This is a genomic window from Aeromonas sp. R7-5 (assembly GCF_040908015.1).
GTDB lineage: Bacteria > Pseudomonadota > Gammaproteobacteria > Enterobacterales > Aeromonadaceae > Aeromonas > Aeromonas caviae.
Genome location: NZ_JBFOCZ010000035.1, coordinates 197,309 through 215,059 on the forward strand (window position 1 = coordinate 197,309; position 17,751 = coordinate 215,059).

18 protein-coding genes and 1 tRNA gene are annotated in these 17,751 nt (G+C 59.4%); 17 read left to right on the forward strand and 2 right to left on the reverse strand.

Annotated elements, in window-relative coordinates; all coding sequences use genetic code 11:
- Positions 1-140: 140 nt before the first annotated feature.
- The 12 genes from mazG to rpoS all read left to right on the forward strand — a co-directional run bounded on the left by mazG (position 141) and on the right by rpoS (position 10,972).
- Positions 141-938 (forward strand): nucleoside triphosphate pyrophosphohydrolase, encoded by a 798-nt coding sequence (mazG, locus tag AB5Y53_RS20825; protein ID WP_213320120.1) that lies wholly within the window; start codon positions 141-143, stop codon positions 936-938.
- Positions 939-1,079: 141 nt separating this feature from the next.
- Positions 1,080-2,717 carry a glutamine hydrolyzing CTP synthase gene (gene pyrG, locus AB5Y53_RS20830; protein WP_039041042.1) on the forward strand — a complete coding sequence of 546 codons (1,638 nt, stop codon included), beginning with the start codon at positions 1,080-1,082 and terminating at the stop codon, positions 2,715-2,717.
- Between the two features lie 89 nt (positions 2,718-2,806).
- On the forward strand, positions 2,807-4,108 hold the full coding sequence (gene eno, locus AB5Y53_RS20835; protein WP_043154803.1) for a phosphopyruvate hydratase: 1,302 nt from the start codon (positions 2,807-2,809) through the stop codon (positions 4,106-4,108).
- 177 nt (positions 4,109-4,285) lie between these two features.
- Positions 4,286-4,603 (forward strand): cell division protein FtsB, encoded by a 318-nt coding sequence (gene ftsB / locus AB5Y53_RS20840; RefSeq protein WP_010675628.1) that lies wholly within the window; start codon positions 4,286-4,288, stop codon positions 4,601-4,603.
- A complete protein-coding gene (ispD, locus tag AB5Y53_RS20845; protein ID WP_368183125.1) occupies positions 4,596-5,327 on the forward strand; it encodes a 2-C-methyl-D-erythritol 4-phosphate cytidylyltransferase in 732 nt (243 codons plus the stop codon). Before ftsB ends, ispD begins: the two co-directional genes overlap by 8 nt.
- A 58-nt stretch (positions 5,328-5,385) precedes the next feature.
- Entirely contained in the window at positions 5,386-5,862 is a 477-nt protein-coding gene (gene ispF, locus AB5Y53_RS20850; RefSeq protein ID WP_010675626.1) for a 2-C-methyl-D-erythritol 2,4-cyclodiphosphate synthase, read from the forward strand.
- Positions 5,862-6,920, forward strand: coding sequence for a tRNA pseudouridine(13) synthase TruD (truD, locus tag AB5Y53_RS20855; protein ID WP_042865433.1), 1,059 nt, complete (start codon positions 5,862-5,864; stop codon positions 6,918-6,920). Before ispF ends, truD begins: the two co-directional genes overlap by 1 nt.
- Positions 6,901-7,662 (forward strand): 5'/3'-nucleotidase SurE, encoded by a 762-nt coding sequence (surE, locus tag AB5Y53_RS20860; protein ID WP_041211067.1) that lies wholly within the window; start codon positions 6,901-6,903, stop codon positions 7,660-7,662. Before truD ends, surE begins: the two co-directional genes overlap by 20 nt.
- A 4-nt stretch (positions 7,663-7,666) precedes the next feature.
- A complete protein-coding gene (locus tag AB5Y53_RS20865) occupies positions 7,667-8,284 on the forward strand; it encodes a protein-L-isoaspartate(D-aspartate) O-methyltransferase (protein WP_010675623.1) in 618 nt (205 codons plus the stop codon).
- A complete protein-coding gene (locus tag AB5Y53_RS20870) occupies positions 8,281-8,862 on the forward strand; it encodes a YqaA family protein (RefSeq protein ID WP_010675622.1) in 582 nt (193 codons plus the stop codon). The genes AB5Y53_RS20865 and AB5Y53_RS20870 overlap by 4 nt, the downstream gene beginning before the upstream one ends.
- A 9-nt stretch (positions 8,863-8,871) precedes the next feature.
- Positions 8,872-9,942 carry a LysM peptidoglycan-binding domain-containing protein gene (locus AB5Y53_RS20875; RefSeq protein ID WP_368183127.1) on the forward strand — a complete coding sequence of 357 codons (1,071 nt, stop codon included), beginning with the start codon at positions 8,872-8,874 and terminating at the stop codon, positions 9,940-9,942.
- A gap of 46 nt (positions 9,943-9,988) precedes the next feature.
- On the forward strand, positions 9,989-10,972 hold the full coding sequence (gene rpoS, locus AB5Y53_RS20880; RefSeq protein WP_010675620.1) for an RNA polymerase sigma factor RpoS: 984 nt from the start codon (positions 9,989-9,991) through the stop codon (positions 10,970-10,972).
- A 73-nt stretch (positions 10,973-11,045) separates the two neighbouring features.
- Here rpoS and tsaD read toward each other — a convergent pair whose 3' ends face one another.
- Positions 11,046-12,059, reverse strand: a complete 1,014-nt coding sequence (gene tsaD, locus AB5Y53_RS20885) for a tRNA (adenosine(37)-N6)-threonylcarbamoyltransferase complex transferase subunit TsaD (protein WP_041213897.1) — start codon at positions 12,057-12,059, stop codon at positions 11,046-11,048.
- A gap of 179 nt (positions 12,060-12,238) precedes the next feature.
- On the opposite strand from tsaD, the gene rpsU reads away from it, so the two are divergent.
- From rpsU to AB5Y53_RS20910, 5 genes are all read left to right on the forward strand, one after another.
- The gene (gene rpsU, locus AB5Y53_RS20890) at positions 12,239-12,454 is read left to right on the forward strand and encodes a 30S ribosomal protein S21 (protein ID WP_005309452.1); all 216 of its coding nucleotides are present in this window, start codon (positions 12,239-12,241) and stop codon (positions 12,452-12,454) included.
- Between the two features lie 15 nt (positions 12,455-12,469).
- The gene (locus AB5Y53_RS20895; RefSeq protein WP_010675618.1) at positions 12,470-12,913 is read left to right on the forward strand and encodes a GatB/YqeY domain-containing protein; all 444 of its coding nucleotides are present in this window, start codon (positions 12,470-12,472) and stop codon (positions 12,911-12,913) included.
- A gap of 89 nt (positions 12,914-13,002) precedes the next feature.
- Positions 13,003-14,790 (forward strand): DNA primase, encoded by a 1,788-nt coding sequence (gene dnaG, locus AB5Y53_RS20900; RefSeq protein ID WP_368183128.1) that lies wholly within the window; start codon positions 13,003-13,005, stop codon positions 14,788-14,790.
- A gap of 183 nt (positions 14,791-14,973) precedes the next feature.
- Positions 14,974-16,869, forward strand: a complete 1,896-nt coding sequence (gene rpoD / locus AB5Y53_RS20905; RefSeq protein WP_263639565.1) for an RNA polymerase sigma factor RpoD — start codon at positions 14,974-14,976, stop codon at positions 16,867-16,869.
- 194 nt (positions 16,870-17,063) lie between these two features.
- Positions 17,064-17,140: transfer RNA gene (locus AB5Y53_RS20910), tRNA-Ile, on the forward strand.
- A 47-nt stretch (positions 17,141-17,187) separates the two neighbouring features.
- Here the strand turns inward: AB5Y53_RS20910 and AB5Y53_RS20915 are convergent.
- A complete protein-coding gene (locus AB5Y53_RS20915; protein ID WP_368183129.1) occupies positions 17,188-17,658 on the reverse strand; it encodes a tetratricopeptide repeat protein in 471 nt (156 codons plus the stop codon).
- Positions 17,659-17,751: the final 93 nt, after the last annotated feature.

The following is a 17,751-nucleotide window of genomic DNA, read 5'->3' on the forward strand; positions in this document are numbered from 1 at the left end:
TGCATTTTCTCCCTCCTTGCAGAGCATTGAAGACGGATATCACGCGCCCCATCTCCGGCCGCCATGGCTCCACATCATGTGGAACAGTGGCGTGAGCGGATATTCATGAACCCATTTACTGAATTGAAAGTGAGTTGCCCATGTCCCAACGCTACGACCTTCCCCAACTGCTCGACATCATGGCCAGATTGCGTGACCCGAACGGGGGCTGCCCCTGGGATCTCAAGCAGAGCTTCCAGACCATAGTGCCGCACACCCTGGAGGAGGCCTACGAGGTGGCGGATGCCATCGAGAGCGAAGATTGGCAAGGGCTGAAGGGGGAGCTCGGTGATCTGCTGTTCCAGGTGGTGTTCTATGCCCAGCTCGGCAAGGAGCAGGGGTTGTTCGACTTTGCCGACATCGTAGATACCGTGAGCGAGAAGCTCATTCGCCGCCACCCCCATGTCTTCTCCGATGCCGACCTGGGTGACGAGCAGGCGGTCAAAGCGAACTGGGAGGCGGAAAAGGCGAAAGAGCGTGCGGCGCTCGACAAGGAGAGCGTGCTGGACGATATCCCCCTCTCCCTGCCTGCCCTGACCCGGGCAGCCAAGATCCAGAAGCGCTGCGCCACCGTCGGTTTCGACTGGAAGACCCTGGGGCCCGTGGTGGACAAGATCCACGAGGAGATCGAGGAGGTGATGGAAGAGGCGCTGATGGTCGACGTGGACGAGACTCGGGTGAGCGACGAGCTCGGCGATCTCTTGTTTGCCACCGTCAATCTGGTGCGTCATCTGGGCAAGGATCCCGAGCAGGTGCTGAGGGCTGCCAACACCAAGTTTGAGCGTCGTTTTCGTCAGGTTGAACACTTTATTGCCGCAGAAGGTCTGAAAATGACGGATTGCTCCCTGGAGAAGCTGGACGAGGCCTGGAACAAGGCCAAGGAAACCGAGCAAAGTTGATTTGGCGCAAGACGGGGCGGCGGGGAGCCTGATAGATTTTTGTTCATTGTTTGGGAGTGGGGGTTTTGGTATACTGTTTCCCCGTCCTGCTTCATCCCCGAAGCACCCCTTAAAATTCCCTAAACTTCTTTCAGGTTCAGCATGACGACCAAATATATTTTTGTGACTGGTGGCGTTGTTTCATCCCTCGGCAAAGGCATTGCCGCAGCTTCTCTGGCAGCCATTCTGGAAGCCCGTGGTCTGGATGTGACCATCATGAAACTGGACCCGTATATCAACGTGGATCCGGGCACCATGAGCCCGACCCAGCATGGTGAAGTGTTCGTAACCGAGGACGGGGCCGAAACCGATCTGGATTTGGGCCACTACGAGCGTTTCATCCGCACCAAGATGACCCGCCGCAACAACTTCACCACCGGCCGCATCTATGCAGACGTGCTGCGCAAGGAGCGTCGTGGTGACTATCTGGGCGCCACCATCCAGGTGATCCCGCACATCACCAACGCCATCAAGGAGCGGGTGATTGCCGGTGCCGAAGGCCATCAGGTTGCCATCGTCGAAGTGGGCGGTACCGTGGGCGACATCGAGTCTCTGCCGTTCCTTGAAGCCATTCGTCAGCTGGCGGCCATCGTGGGTCGCAACAATGCCATGTTCATGCACCTGACCCTGGTTCCTTACCTGGCCGCCGCCGGCGAGGTGAAGACCAAGCCGACCCAGCACTCCGTTAAAGAGCTGCTCTCCATCGGTATCCAGCCGGATGTGCTGATCTGCCGCTCCGACCGCGCCATTCCGGCCAACGAGCGTGCCAAGATCGCCCTGTTCTGCAACGTGCCCGAGCGCGCCGTCATCTCCATGAAGGATGTCGACTCCATCTACAAGATCCCGGCGCTGCTGAAATCCCAGGGGCTGGACGGCTACATCACCGAGCGCTTCGGCATCGAGTGCAAAGAAGCCGACCTGGCCGAGTGGGAACAGGTCATCTATGAAGAGGCCAACCCGACTGCCGAAGTCACCATCGGCATGGTGGGCAAGTATGTCTCCCTGCCGGACGCCTACAAGTCCGTCAACGAAGCGCTCAAGCACGGTGGCCTGAAGACCCGTCTCTCCGTCAACATCAAGTACATTGACTCCCAGGACATCGAGACCCGTGGCGCCGAGCTGCTGGAAGGTCTGGATGCGATCCTGGTACCGGGTGGCTTCGGCGAGCGCGGTGTGGAAGGCAAGATCCTGGCCGCCAAATATGCCCGCGAGAACAAGATCCCGTACCTCGGTATCTGCCTGGGCATGCAGGTTGCCTTGATCGAATACGCCCGCAACGTGGCGGGCATGGAAGGGGCTCACTCCTCCGAGTTCAAGAAAGACAGCCCGTACCCCGTGGTCGGTCTCATCACCGAGTGGGTGGATGACGAAGGCAACGTCGAGACCCGGACCGAGAAGTCCGATCTGGGCGGTACCATGCGTCTGGGCTCCCAGCTCTGCCATCTGGTGGAAGACTCCAAGGTGCGTCAGATGTACGGCAGCCCGACCATTTACGAGCGCCACCGTCACCGTTATGAAGTGAACAACAAGCTGCTGCCGCAGATTGAAGCGGCAGGTCTGAAGGTGACCGGTCTCTCCGCCGATAAGAAGCTGGTGGAAATCATCGAGATCCCGGATCACCCCTGGTTCGTGGCCGCGCAGTTCCACCCGGAGTTCACCTCGACTCCCCGTGATGGCCACGCCCTGTTCGCCGGTTTTGTGAAGGCGGCGGGCGAGTATCAGAAGCGTAATTTGAAGTAATTGAAAATAAATGCGGTTGGGGCTCTGTGCCACAGCCGCTTTTTTTGGCATATTTTTGTTGTTTTTTTACGAAACCTGAGGAAATACACATGTCCAAGATCGTTAAAGTGATCGGTCGTGAAATCATCGACTCCCGTGGTAACCCGACCGTTGAGGCCGAAGTTCACCTGGAAGGTGGTTTTGTTGGTATGGCAGCCGCTCCGTCTGGCGCGTCCACCGGTTCCCGCGAAGCGCTGGAACTGCGTGACGGCGACAAGAGCCGTTTCCTGGGTAAAGGCGTGCTGAAAGCCATCGAAGCTGTCAACGGCCCGATCGCTCAGGCTCTGCTGGGTAAAGATGCCAAGGACCAGGCCACTGTCGACCAGATCATGATCGACCTCGACGGTACCGAGAACAAATCCAAGTTCGGCGCCAACGCCATCCTGGCTGTTTCCCTGGCCAACGCCAAAGCTGCCGCTGCTGCCAAAGGCATGCCGCTGTACGCCCACATCGCCGAGCTGAATGGCACCCCGGGTGTCTACTCCATGCCGCTGCCCATGATGAACATCATCAACGGTGGTGAGCACGCCGACAACAACGTCGACATCCAGGAGTTCATGATCCAGCCGGTTGGCGCCAAGACCCTGAAAGAAGCCGTTCGCATGGGCGCAGAAGTGTTCCACAACCTGGCCAAAGTGCTGAAGTCCAAGGGCTACAACACTGCCGTCGGTGACGAAGGTGGTTTCGCTCCGAACCTGAAATCCAACGCCGAAGCGCTGGAAGTGATCGCTGAAGCCGTTGCCGCTGCCGGTTACAAACTGGGCACCGACATCACCCTGGCCATGGACTGCGCTGCGTCCGAGTTCTACGACGCAGAGAAGAAAGAGTACAACCTGAAGGGCGAAGGTCGTATCTTCACCTCCAACGGTTTCTCCGACTTCCTGGCTGACCTGACCACCAAGTTCCCGATCGTCTCCATCGAAGATGGCCTGGACGAATCCGACTGGGAAGGCTTCGCCTACCAGACCGCCGAACTGGGCAAGAAAATCCAGATCGTGGGTGACGACCTGTTCGTAACCAACACCAAGATCCTGAAGCGCGGTATCGACAATGGCATCGCCAACTCCATCCTGATCAAGTTCAACCAGATCGGTTCCCTGACCGAAACTCTGGCTGCCATCAAGATGGCCAAAGACGCTGGCTACACTGCCGTCATCTCCCACCGCTCCGGTGAGACCGAAGACGCGACCATCGCCGACCTGGCTGTGGGTACCGCTGCTGGCCAGATCAAGACCGGTTCCATGAGCCGTTCTGACCGTGTTGCCAAGTACAACCAGCTGATCCGTATCGAAGAAGCCCTGGGCGCCAAGGCTCCGTTCCGTGGTCTGAAAGAAGTGAAGAACCAGGCTTAATTTTCGCCTGCGTTCATGCTTCACAAAGCCCCGCCATCTGGCGGGGCTTTTTCGTTCTGCGCTTATGGGCGTGTGCGACCTGCATTTTTTATTCCGACCAACCCATCCGGCACACAGGCTTTCTTTTGTCTTGCCTGCGAATATGGGAAACTAGGCCGCTTGAAGGAGACTCAGTGCATGCGGCTACTCACTCTTATCCTGCTCCTCCTGTTGGGAGGGCTGCAATATGACCTCTGGCTGGGGAAAAACGGCCTCTCCGACTATCGGGAACTCTCCACCGCCATCGAGCGGCAGCAACAGGACAACCTGGTACTCAAGGACCGCAACAGTCTGATTTACCGGGAAATCGACGATCTGACCTCGGGCCTTGAGGCCATCGAGGAGTTGTCGCGCAACGATCTTGGCTACATCAAGCAGGGCGAGACCTTCTACCGAATCATTCCCAAAGAAAAGGATCAGGTGACGGAGCCTGATGGTGCCCCCTACGATGACTGATAGCCTGAGCGGCCTGACCGCCATCGTCCCGGCTGCCGGTATTGGCAGTCGCATGGGGGCCAGTTGCCCCAAGCAGTACCTTTCCCTGGCAGGGAAATGCATTCTGGAGCACACCCTGGAGCGTCTGCTCTCCCATCCCGCCATCACCCGTGTGATCGTGGCGCTGGCGCCCCACGACCGCTGGTTTGAGACCTTGACCGTGGCAACCGATCCGCGGGTGCTGCGAGTGGAAGGGGGAAGCGAGCGCGCCTTCTCCGTGCTCAATGCGTTGCACGTGGCAGAAGGGGAGTGGGCACTGGTGCATGACGCCGCCCGGCCCTGTCTGACCCACGAGGATCTCGATGCGCTCATTGCTGCCGCCATGGCCTCTGGCGGTGCCATCCTCGGCAGCCGGGTGCGCGATACCATGAAGCGCACCGATGCGGCCGGCAATATCCTCGCCACCGTGGATCGCGAGCAGCTCTGGCATGCCCTGACGCCCCAGATGTTTTTGGTCCGTCCCCTCAAGCGGGCGCTGGAGGAGGGGCTGGCGCTCGGCGCCGCCATCACTGATGAAGCCTCCGCCATGGAACGCGCCGGTTTCCCCGTGCGCATGGTGGAAGGGCGGGCCGACAACATCAAGGTGACCCGGCCGGAAGATCTCTCCCTGGCCGGGCTCTATTTACAGCAACAACGTGCGTGCCGGTCGGCACGACCCGATTCATCCCCAGAGGAGCAGGCATGATCCGCACCGGACATGGTTTTGATGAGACAGATTTCCGTGTATTGAGGAGGGCGCAAGCATGATGCGGATCGGACATGGTTTTGATGTTCACAAGTTTGGCGGGGTCGGCCCCTGCATGCTGGGCGGGGTGGCGGTGCCCTATGAACAGGGCCTGCTGGCCCACTCCGATGGCGACGTGGTGCTGCATGCGGTGAGCGATGCCCTGCTGGGGGCCATCGGCGCCGGCGACATCGGCCGCCACTTCCCCGATACCGCCGCCGAATTCAAGGGCATCGACAGCCGCATCCTGCTGCGGGATGTCTTTGCCCGCGTGCAGCTCGCAGGTTATGCCATCGGCAACCTGGATGTGACCATCATCGCCCAGGCCCCCAAGATGGCACCCCATATCGACGCCATGTGCGCCGTGCTGGCCGCGGATCTGCAATGTGATTTGAACCGGGTGAACGTCAAGGCGACCACCACCGAACAACTCGGATTCACGGGGCGCAAGGAAGGGATCGCCACCGAAGCCGTCGTCTTGCTGGTGAAACAATGATGCTTGAACAACTTGCCTATCTGCACGGGACGCCCACTGCTCGCGGCATCCTCAAGGCCGAGGCCGCCGACTTCGTGGTCAATGAAGATCTCGGGTTTGCACCTTGCGGCGAGGGTGAACACATCTTCGTCCGGGTACGCAAAACCGGCGAGAATACTGCCTGGGTGGCTGGCCTGCTGGCCGATGCGGCCGGGGTTGCCCGCAATGCAGTGACCTGGGCTGGTCTGAAAGATCGCCATGCGGTGACCGAACAGTGGTTCGGCATCCATCTGCCGGGCAAGGGCGAGCCGGATCTCTCGGTCATCGAGAACGACAACATCCGGATCCTTGAGGTGAAGCGCCACAACAAGAAGCTGCGGGTCGGCTATCTCAAGGGCAACCACTTCACCCTGCGTCTCACCGGGCTGGAGCAGGCCGACGGGCTGGAATCCCGTCTGCAGGCGATAGCAACCCAGGGGGTGCCCAACTACTACGGCGAGCAGCGTTTCGGCCGAGGTGGCAACAACCTGGAGGCCGCCAAGGCGATGTTCGCCGGCAAACGGATCAAGGATCGCAACAAGCGCTCCCTCTATCTGTCCGCCGCCCGCAGCATGCTGTTCAATGCCATCGTCAGCGCCCGCATCGAGCAGGGACTGGCCCATCAGCTGCTGGCAGGCGACTGCGTGATGCTCAAGGGCAGCCACTCCATCTTCAGCGAAGAGAGCGTGACGCCCGAGCTGGAGGCTCGCCTTGCCTCCGGAGACGTGCAGCTGACCGCTCCCCAGTGGGGCCGTGGCCGTCTGGCGAGCCAGGGCGCGGCTGCCGAGTTCGAGCAAGAAGTGCTGGCTCCTTATGGTGACTGGTGCGAAGGACTGGAGAAAGCCGGGCTGGATCAGGACAGGCGCCCGCTGCTGCTCAAGCCGGAGCAGATGAGCTGGCAACGGGAGGACGAGGTGCTGACCCTGTCGTTCTTCCTGCCTGCCGGCGCCTTTGCCACCAGCGTGGTACGAGAGTTAATGCAGGCCGAAGAGGCCGATCACGGTTTCAGGAACTCAACCGATGCGAATTCTGGTCAGTAATGACGATGGGGTACACGCCGAGGGCATTCGCGCCCTCAGCGAGGCGTTGCGTGCCTGTGGCGAGGTCGTGGTGGTGGCGCCGGATCGCAACCGCAGCGGTGCCAGCCACTCCCTGACGCTGGAAGTACCGCTGCGGGTCACCCGCCTCGATGCGTCCAGTTTTCACGGCATCAAGAGTTATGCGGTCAAGGGGACGCCGACCGACTGCGTTCATCTGGCGGTCAACGAACTGTTGCGCCCTGAGCCCGACATGGTGGTGGCCGGTATCAATCACGGGGCCAACCTGGGGGATGACGTCATCTACTCGGGGACGGTGGCGGCCGCGACGGAAGGGCGTCATCTTGGTTTCCCCTCCATCGCCGTTTCGCTGGTGGGCAAGACTCATTTCGCCAGTGCGGCCCACTACGCCGCCCAGCTGGTGCGGGGGCTGATGGTGCATCCGTTGCCTGCGGATCAGATCCTCAACGTGAATGTGCCGGATCTGCCGCTCGAGCAGATCAAGGGGATCAGGGTGACGCGTCTTGGCAATCGCCACCGGGCGGAGTCGGTGATCCGCACCGAGGATCCCCGTGGTCAGCCCGTCTACTGGATTGGCCCCCCCGGCAACCAGCAGGATGCGGGAGAGGGAACGGACTTTGCCGCCATCGAGCAGGGTTATGTCTCCATCACTCCCCTGACCATCGACATGACGGCCTACGGCAGTCTGTCGACCCTGGGCGCGTGGCTGGATCTGCAGGGATGACGTTGTGATAGTACAGCGCCTGTTGAATCAACTGATTGCCCAGGATGTCCGCGATTTCCGCGTATTGGCGGCGATCGCGAAGGTGCCGCGCCAGCTGTTCGTGGACGAGGCCATGGCCCACAAGGCCTGGGACAATACGGCCCTGCCCATCGGCCATGGGCAGACCATCTCCCAGCCTTACATCGTGGCGCGCATGACCGAGCTGCTGATCCAGAACGATCCGGCCCATGTGCTGGAGATCGGGACGGGATCGGGCTACCAGACGGCGGTACTGGCCCACCTGGTGGAGCATGTCTACACCATGGAGCGGATCAAGTCGCTGCAGTTTCAGGCCAGGCGCAGATTGCGCCAGCTCGATCTGCACAATGTGTCGGCCAAGCACGGCAATGGGTGGCTAGGTTGGCCCAACAAGGGCCCTTTCGACGCCATTCTGGTGACGGCGGCGGCCAGTGAGGTCCCCAAGGCCCTGACCGATCAGCTGGCTGACGGTGGTCGTCTGGTGTTGCCGGTGGGTGATGGCCAGCAGACCCTGCAGCTCATCGAGCGATCGGGCTCCCAGCTCACCAGCCGGATTCTGGAGCCGGTACGTTTCGTTCCCCTGATTGACGGAGATGTCGAGTGAAGTTGTTTTCCCGCCTTTATGTTCTGGTGATGCAGTGGGCACGCCACAAGTATGCCCCCTGGTATCTGGCCATCACCGCCTTTATTGAATCCATCTTCTGGCCCATCCCGGTGGATGTGATGCTGGCGCCCATGGCGCTCGGCAAACCTCATCGCGCCTGGCACTATGCCGCGCTGGCTACCCTCTTTTCGGTGCTGGGCGCCCTGTTTGGTTATCTGCTCGGCTATGCCCTGTGGGAGCCAGTGGTGCAGCCGCTGGTGACCTCGGTTGGCTATGAGGACAAGATTGCCCTGGCCGAGCAGTGGTTCGCGCAGTGGGGCATCTGGGTTATTTTTATTGCCAGCTTCACGCCGATCCCCTACAAGGTGTTTACCGTCACGGCTGGCTTGCTCCACATGGCACTGTTGCCTTTCATCCTGACCTCGCTGATCGGTCGTGGCATGCGCTTCTTCCTGGTTGCAGGTCTGATGCGCTGGGGCGGCGAGAAGATGGAGCGCAAGCTGATGCACTATGTGGATGTGCTGGGCTGGCTCTGTATTGGTTTGGCCGTTGCGGCCTATTTCTGGTTTAGTCGTTAAGGATCCACTATGTGTTCGCGTGTTTGGCAAGGTAGCGGTGTCGTCGTGTTGTCATGGCTGCTGCTTGCCTGTTCCTCCAGCAAGACTGCGGCTCCGGTGCACAGCCTGGGCAATGATCAGGTCGCTTCGACCATCCCCGTGCGTCAAGGTATGACCAAGCCCGGCATTGCAGGCAACGGGTACACCGTGGTCAAAGGAGACACTCTCTACTCCATTGCATTTCGTTCTGGCATGGATGTGGCTTCGCTTATCAGCATCAATGGCATCACTCCCCCCTATAACATTTATCCCGGCCAGCAGCTCAGGCTCGATGGCGCTTCCGCCCCCATGGCGGTGGCAACCGTCGGCAGCCCTGTCAGTCGTGGCAGCGTGACGGGGTCTGGCAGTTACGAGGTGCGCCGTGGCGATACATTGAGCAGCATCGGTCGCCAGTTCGGTCTTTCCAACCAGGCCTTGGCCCAGCGCAACAACCTCCAGGCTCCTTATGCATTGCACGTGGGTCAGGTGCTCAATGTGGGGGGCGCGGGTTCCTCGGGTAGTCAGATGGTGGCAGCAACCACACCGGTTGTGACCAGCACGGGGCCCAAACCCCTGGCCACGGCTCCGGCAGGTACGACCACACCATTTATTGCTCAGAAAACGATTGCTCCTGCCTCGTCAACAGCATACGCTCAGGCGAAAGAACAAAAAACCGTCAGTTCCTCGTCGACACTCTCCTGGCATTGGCCGACCAAAGGGCGGATCGTTGAAGGCTTCTCCGTTGCGGAACAAGGCAACAAGGGCATCGACATTTCCGGACAGAAGGGCCAACCCATTTACGCTGCGAGCAGCGGCAAAGTGGTCTATGCGGGCAGTGCACTGCGAGGTTATGGCAAGCTGATAATTCTCAAGCACAACGATGACTACCTCTCCGCCTACGCTCACAACGATGAGTTGAGGGTCAAGGAGGGAGACACCGTGAAGGGCGGAGCGGTTATCGCCAATATGGGTAGCACGGATGCGCCGGATGTGCGCTTGCACTTTGAAATCCGGTACAAAGGCAAGTCGATCAACCCGATGGGCTATTTGCCAAAGCGTTAACTCAGAGAGCTGAGTCTTACTCTGGTGTAGGTCAGGGAGAGATATCATGAGCCAAGAACAACTGGTAATGCAGGATGCAGAGTTAGAGTTCGACGAGGAGCTGGAGGTTCAGGAGGAAGAAGAGGTTCAGGAAGTGGCGGCCGAAGCCGAAGAGACCATTTCCGATGAACTGATGGCGCCCGAGCTGAACAAGGTAATGGACGCCACCCAGCTCTATCTGGGGGAGATAGGTTTCTCCCCCTTGCTCACGGCCGAAGAGGAAGTCTACTACGCCCGCCGTGCCCTGCGTGGCGACAAAGCGGCGCGCAAGCGTATGATCGAATCCAACCTGCGCCTGGTGGTCAAGATTGCCCGGCGCTACAACAACCGCGGCCTGGTGCTGCTGGATCTCATCGAAGAGGGCAACCTTGGTCTTATCCGCGCCGTCGAGAAGTTCGACCCCGAGCGCGGTTTCCGTTTCTCTACCTATGCCACCTGGTGGATCCGCCAGACCATAGAGCGGGCCATCATGAACCAGACCCGTACCATTCGTCTGCCCATCCATGTGGTCAAGGAGCTGAACGTCTATCTGCGCACTGCGCGCGAGCTTTCCCATCGTCTCGACCATGAGCCGACCGCCGAGGATATCGCCTCTGCACTGGATCGCTCTGTGGACGATGTGAATCGCATGCTCAAGCTCAACGAGAAGATCACCTCGGTGGATACTCCCATTGGTGGCGATCGCGACAAGGCGTTGCTGGATGTGCTTTCCGACGAGCGCGGAATGGGGCCCGAGCTGGAGTCCCAGGAAGATGACATGCGCAGCAGCATAGTGCACTGGCTGGAGGAGCTGAATCCCAAGCAGCGCGAAGTGCTGGCCCGCCGTTTCGGTCTGCTCGGCTATGAACCGGCCACCCTGGAAGACGTGGGCGCCGAGATTGGTTTGACCCGCGAGCGGGTGCGCCAGATCCAGGTGGAAGGGTTGCGCCGTCTGCGGGAAATTCTGCTGGGGCAGGGGCTCTCCATTGAGGCGCTGTTCCGCACCAACTAAACGGGTATGAATACCGTCATCAAGATGAAAAAGGGGCCGCAGGCCCCTTTCTTTTTGTCGTGGATCTTCCGGATCACACCGGATCCAGAGTGTCCAGCGGCCAGCGCGGCACGGCCTTGACGACGAGGGGTTCGAAGACTCCCGCCTTCAGGCGTTGCATGCCGGCATAGGCGATCATGGCGCCGTTGTCGGTGCAGTATTCGGTGCGCGGGTAGAAGACTTCACCTTTGAGGCTCTCCATCAGCTCGGCCAGCTGGGCGCGCAGATGACGGTTGGCACTGACGCCGCCTGCCACGACCAGACGATTGAGACCGGTCTCTTTCAGGGCACGGCGGCACTTGATGGCCAGGGTGTCGACCACCGCATCCTCAAACGCCCGGGCGATGTCGGCACGGGTCTGCTCGTCGTCGCCATTAGCTGCTATGGTATTGGCGGCAAAGGTCTTGAGGCCGGAGAAGCTCATGTCGAGCCCGGGACGGTCGGTCATGGGACGCGGGAAGGTAAAGCGTCCAGTGGTGCCCTTTTCTGCCAGCCGGGAGAGCAGCGGACCACCGGGGTAGTCCAGACCCATCAGCTTGGCGGTCTTGTCGAACGCCTCACCGGCGGCATCGTCGATCGATTCGCCCAGCAGCTGATAGCTGCCGATACCGTCGACCCGGACCAGCATGGAGTGGCCGCCGGAAACCAAGAGCGCCACGAAGGGGAACTCGGGGGCCTTCTCTTCCAGCATGGGGGCCAGCAGGTGGCCTTCCATGTGGTGTACGGCGATGGCCGGCTTGTCCCATGCCATGGCCAACGAGCGGCCTATGGTCGCCCCGACCAGGATGGCACCAACCAGACCTGGCCCCGCGGTATAGGCGATGCCATCGATGTCATCCTTGCCAAGTCCAGCCTCTTTCAAGGCGGCCTGGATCAAGGGGATCGTCTTGCGTACATGGTCCCGGCTGGCGAGCTCGGGAACGACGCCGCCGTAGTCCGCATGCAGCTTGACCTGGCTGTACAACTGGTGGGAAAGGATCCCTTTTTGATCATCGAAGATCGCGATCCCGGTTTCGTCACAGGATGTCTCTATGCCCAATACACGCATTGCTAAAAAATTTCACTGCTAAAATGAGACGGCTATGGTAACCTTCGCGGGTTTTTTAAACCAGAGCGATCTCTGCGGGTTTACTTTCATTCCCTGTCCAGAGTATAATTTCGCACCATTTTAAGACATGCTGATCGATTGAAGGTCAGCTAACAATTTATCACTGAGGTGAAAGGCACATGCCAGTAATCAAAGTCCGTGAAAATGAGCCGTTTGACGTTGCTCTGCGTCGCTTCAAGCGTTCTTGCGAAAAGGCCGGTATCCTGTCCGAAGTTCGTAGCCGTGAGTTCTACGAGAAGCCGACTACCATTCGCAAGCGCGCCAAAGCGTCCGCTGTCAAGCGTCACGCCAAGAAGCTGTCCCGCGAAAACGCACGTCGTATCCGCCTGTACTAATCAAGGGATCATGCCGTGTCTCTGAAGGATCAACTCAAGGATCAGCAAAAGCTCGCCATGCTTGCCAAAGACAAGCCTCGGTTGGGTGCTATCCGCTTGTTGATGGCAGAAATCAAGCAGCGTGAAGTCGATACCCGTGTCGAGCTCAATGATGAAGAGATCCTCGCCGTCGTGACCAAAATGGTCAAACAGCGTCGTGATTCCATCAGCCAGTTTGAAGCTGCCGGTCGCCAGGATCTCGCCGACAAAGAGTCCGCCGAGATCGTTGTGCTGCAGGAGTTCCTGCCACAACAGCTGACCGCAGACGAAATTGCCGCCCTGATCGAGCAAGCCATCACTGAAAGTGGTGCTGCCGTCATGGCTGACATGGGTAAAGTCATGGCTGTCTTGAAGCCAAAAATTCAGGGGCGTGCCGATGTCGGCGCCGTCAGTGCTCAGGTGAAAACCCGCTTGGCGTAACAGGCAACTCTCTTGTTTGGTCGAAGAAGCCGTGCTTCCCATTGGAATGCGCGGCTTTTTTATTTCCTATGCAATGAAACAGGACGGTTATGGCTGGCAGGATCCCGCAATCCTTTATCGATGATCTGCTCGTACGCACGGACATAGTCGAGTTGATCGACTCCCGTGTGCGGTTGAAGAAAGCCGGTAAGAACTACCAGGCTTGCTGCCCTTTTCATAACGAAAAAAGCCCCTCCTTTACCGTCAGCCAGGAGAAGCAGTTCTATCACTGTTTCGGTTGTGGTGCCCACGGCAATGCCATCGGCTTTGTCATGGAGTACGACGGCCTGGAATTCCCCGATGCCATCGAAGAGCTGGCAAGCCTGCACGGTATGCAGGTCCCCCGTGAGCAAACGGCGGGTGGATCAAGCCATAGCCAACCAGCCGTCAGCAAGGATCTGTTCGAGCTGATGAACCAGATTGCGCGCTTCTACGAGAGCAATCTCAAGAACGCGCCTCAGGCGGTGGAGTATCTGAAAGGCCGGGGCCTGACTGGCGAGGTGGTCAAGCGCTTCAACATCGGTTATGCCCCTGGGGACTGGGATCAGGTGCGTCGCCGCTTTGGCGCCAGTAGGGATCACGAACAACTGCTGATTTCGGGCGGTATGCTGATCCCCCGTGACAGCGGCCCGGGCAGCTACGATCGTTTCCGCGATCGCATCATGTTTCCGATCCGGGACAAACGCGGCCGGGTCATCGGCTTCGGTGGCCGAGTGCTGGGGGATGGCACGCCCAAGTACCTGAACTCCCCCGAAACCCCCATCTTCCACAAGGGGCGAGAGCTGTTCGGCCTTTATGAGGTCAAGCAGGCACACAAGGATCCGCGCCGGATCCTTGTGGTGGAAGGCTACATGGATGTGGTGGCGCTCGGCCAGTACGACATCGACTATGCGGTGGCGGCACTGGGGACTGCGACCACCAGCGATCACATCCACACCCTGTTCCGTACCACGGCAGAGGTGGTCTGTTGCTACGACGGCGACAACGCCGGTCGGGAAGCGGCCTGGCGGGCGCTGGATAACGCGCTCTCCTACCTGCAGGACGGCCGTGAACTCAAGTTCGTCTTTTTGCCGGATGGCGAGGATCCCGACTCGCTGGTACGCCAGATCGGCAAGGAGGGGTTCGAAGCGCTGCTCGACAAGGCCCAGTCGTTTGCGGATTTCATGTTCGAACGCCTCGGGCGCGATGCGGCTCTTTCCGGTGAGGCAGGCAAGTTTGAAGTGGCCAACAAGGCCGCCGAGCTGATTCGTCGGGTACCGGAAGGTTTCACTCGCGAGGGGTTGATTACCCGACTTTCCAGCATGATGCGCTGGGGAGAAAACAAGCAGCGGATTGCCGAGCTGTTTGCCCGCAACAGCCAGCCCAAGGCGGAAGTCAACAAACCCAAGGCGACCAAACTGACGCCGATCCGCAGGGCTCTGGCCCTGATGGTGCAGTATCCGGCGATCACCGCCGAGCTGCCGGCCATGCCCGAGTTGGCCGGGCTGCGCCTGCAGGGGATCCCTTTCCTGCTGAAACTGCACCAGCAGATCCTGATCCAGCCGGGAGTGACAACGGGTATCCTGCTGGAGCATTGGCGCGGCACAAAAGAGGGAGAAATACTTGCCCAGCTGGCGATGCATGACCTGTTTGAAGAGGTAAAGCTCGACCAGGAGCCCGATATTCTGGGAGAATTGCAGGATACCTTTGTCGGTTTCATCAACCTTTTCCTGAAGCAACGGATCGAAGAATTGCAGGCCAAGGTGGCGCAGGAAGGGCTAAGCTCTGAGGAAACTCAGGAGCTGATGATGCTGATCAGAGAGGTGCAGATTGAGAAAAGAAATGAGAGTGGGGCTTGATATTTGAGTGAGCAGTCCCAATATGAATAGCGTTGCCCGAATCGACGGGATTGAAAGCAAACACTTTATAACCACCTGGCCCCGACAACACTGCGGGCAGGGGTTTCTCATGACCGACGCCGCAACCAGACATAGCATGTCTGGCGGTTTTCTATTAGAATTGGCTATTTGCGCAGCAGCGCACTGTACGCGCAACCTAGCAACACCAACCGGATGAGTTCTATGGAGCAAACCCCGCAGTCTCAGCTTAAACTCCTCGTTGCCAAAGGTAAAGAACAGGGCTACCTGACCTATGCCGAGGTGAACGATCACCTCCCGCAAGACATTGTCGATTCAGACCAGATCGAAGACATCATCCAGATGATCAACGATATGGGCATTCAAGTGGTTGAAAACGCTCCGGATGCCGATGACCTTATCATGGCTGAAGGTGGTACCGCCGATGAGGACGCTGCCGAAGCAGCGGCCCAGGCTCTGGCATCTGTTGAATCTGAGATTGGTCGCACGACCGATCCCGTCCGCATGTACATGCGGGAAATGGGTACCGTCGAACTGCTGACCCGCGAAGGCGAGATCGACATCGCCAAGCGGATCGAAGACGGTATCAACCAGGTACAAAGCTCCGTCGCCGAGTACCCTGAAGCCATCACCTATCTGCTCGAACAGTACGACAAGTACGAAGCCGAGCAGCTTCGCCTGTCCGACATCATCTCCGGCTTCATCGATCCGAACGAAGTGGATGACGTGGCGCCGACCGCCACTCATATCGGCTCCGAGCTCAGCGAGGACGACCTCGCCGACGAAGACGAAGATGAGGACGAAGACGAAGACGAAGACGGTGACAACTCCGACGATGACGGCGACGGTGGCCCGGATCCGGAAGTCGCTCGCGAGAAATTCGGCGAACTGCGTGCCCAGTACGAGGTGACTCGTCTCTCCATTCAGCAGAATGGTCGTGCCCACGACGACACCCAGAATGCCATCGCCCAGCTGGCCGATGTCTTCCGTCAATTCCGCCTGATGCCCAAGCAGTTCGATCGCCTGGTCAACAATATGCGGGAGATGATGGAGCGTGTCCGCGTGCAGGAACGCATCATCATGAAGCTCTGCGTTGAGCAGGCCAAGATGCCGAAGAAGACCTTCGTCGCGGCCTTCACCAACAACGAGTGCGAAACTGCCTGGTTCGAATACCAGAAGCAGGCCGGCAAGGCGTGGTCTCCCCGCCTGCTCGAGATGGACGAAGAAGTACTGCGTTCTATCGGCAAGCTGCAGCAGATCGAAGAAGAGACCGGTCTGTCCATCGCCCAGATCAAGGACATCAACCGCCGCATGAGCATTGGTGAGGCCAAAGCCCGCCGTGCCAAGAAAGAGATGGTCGAGGCCAACTTGCGTCTGGTTATCTCCATCGCCAAGAAGTACACCAACCGCGGTCTGCAGTTCCTGGATCTGATCCAGGAGGGCAACATCGGTCTGATGAAGGCGGTCGACAAGTTCGAATATCGTCGCGGCTACAAGTTCTCGACCTATGCCACCTGGTGGATCCGTCAGGCCATTACCCGCTCCATCGCGGATCAGGCCCGTACCATCCGTATCCCGGTGCACATGATCGAGACCATCAACAAGCTCAACCGTATCTCCCGCCAGATGCTGCAGGAGATGGGTCGTGAACCGAACCCGGAAGAGCTGGCCATGCGCATGGGCATGCCGGAAGACAAGATCCGCAAGGTACTGAAAATCGCCAAGGAGCCCATCTCCATGGAGACGCCCATCGGTGATGATGAAGACTCCCACTTGGGCGACTTCATCGAAGATACCACCCTGGCTCTGCCAGCGGATGCGGCCACCAGTGAGAGCCTGCGCAACGCGACCCGCGAAGTGCTGGCCGGGCTGACCGCACGGGAAGCCAAGGTACTGCGCATGCGCTTCGGTATCGACATGAACACCGACCACACCCTCGAGGAAGTGGGCAAGCAGTTCGACGTCACCCGTGAGCGTATCCGTCAGATCGAAGCCAAGGCCCTGCGCAAACTGCGCCATCCGAGCCGCTCGGAAGTGCTGCGCAGTTTCCTGGACGAGTAGTCCCGGGTTCTGTCAGCCTGACATTGCAACAAAAAGCCCCGCCGTGCGGGGCTTTGTTTTATCCGTGCTGGCATGGGTGTGAAGAGGGGTCATGGAACCGCTTGAATATGGATGAAATCTCGCCAAGTGGTTGATCTGACTATGGACGGGGTATCCGCCATCCCCTATAATCCACGCCGCTAACCAGCATCAATGGCCCCTTAGCTCAGTTGGTCAGAGCAGTCGACTCATAATCGATTGGTCGTGGGTTCAAGTCCCCCAGGGGCCACCATTTTCAGACAAAGCCGCTCTTTTGAGCGGCTTTGTCGTTTCTGGCGCTCACCAGCGCCTGTCCAGATCCTCGGCATAGAGTGCCATGGCGCGCCGGTAGGGGAGCAGGGCGGGATCCGTGGTGGTGGTCGCGAGGATCCCCAGCAGCGTCTCCATCCCCTCCTTGCTGCGCCCCAGGTTGTAGCAGGTCATGGCACGAAACACCTTGAACTCCACGGCATCGGGGAAGCGGGACAGGGCCTCGTCAAAGGTGGCCAGCGCCTCGGCATGACGGCCCGTGGTGCGATAGGAGCTGCCAAGTCCAAGCAGGGCCCCGCGCAGCGACGCCTCGCCAAGCCCCAGCGACACGGCCTTCTGATAGAGGGGAATGGCCTCGGCCTCTCGCCCCAGCATGTCGTGCAGTCCGGCCACTTCGTAATGCAGCTCGGCGTGGGCCGGGTACGCGATGAGTTGCAGCAGACCGTGCTGACGTGCTTCCTCGATCCGTCCCTCGGCCTTGAGGGTGTTCAACTGTTTCATATGCGCTCCTGCATGGGGATGAAGGATCAGTATGCCTGCCAACAGGCTGGCGGGGAACGGGTCATGGGGCCATGAAAAAGGCCTCCCGCCGAT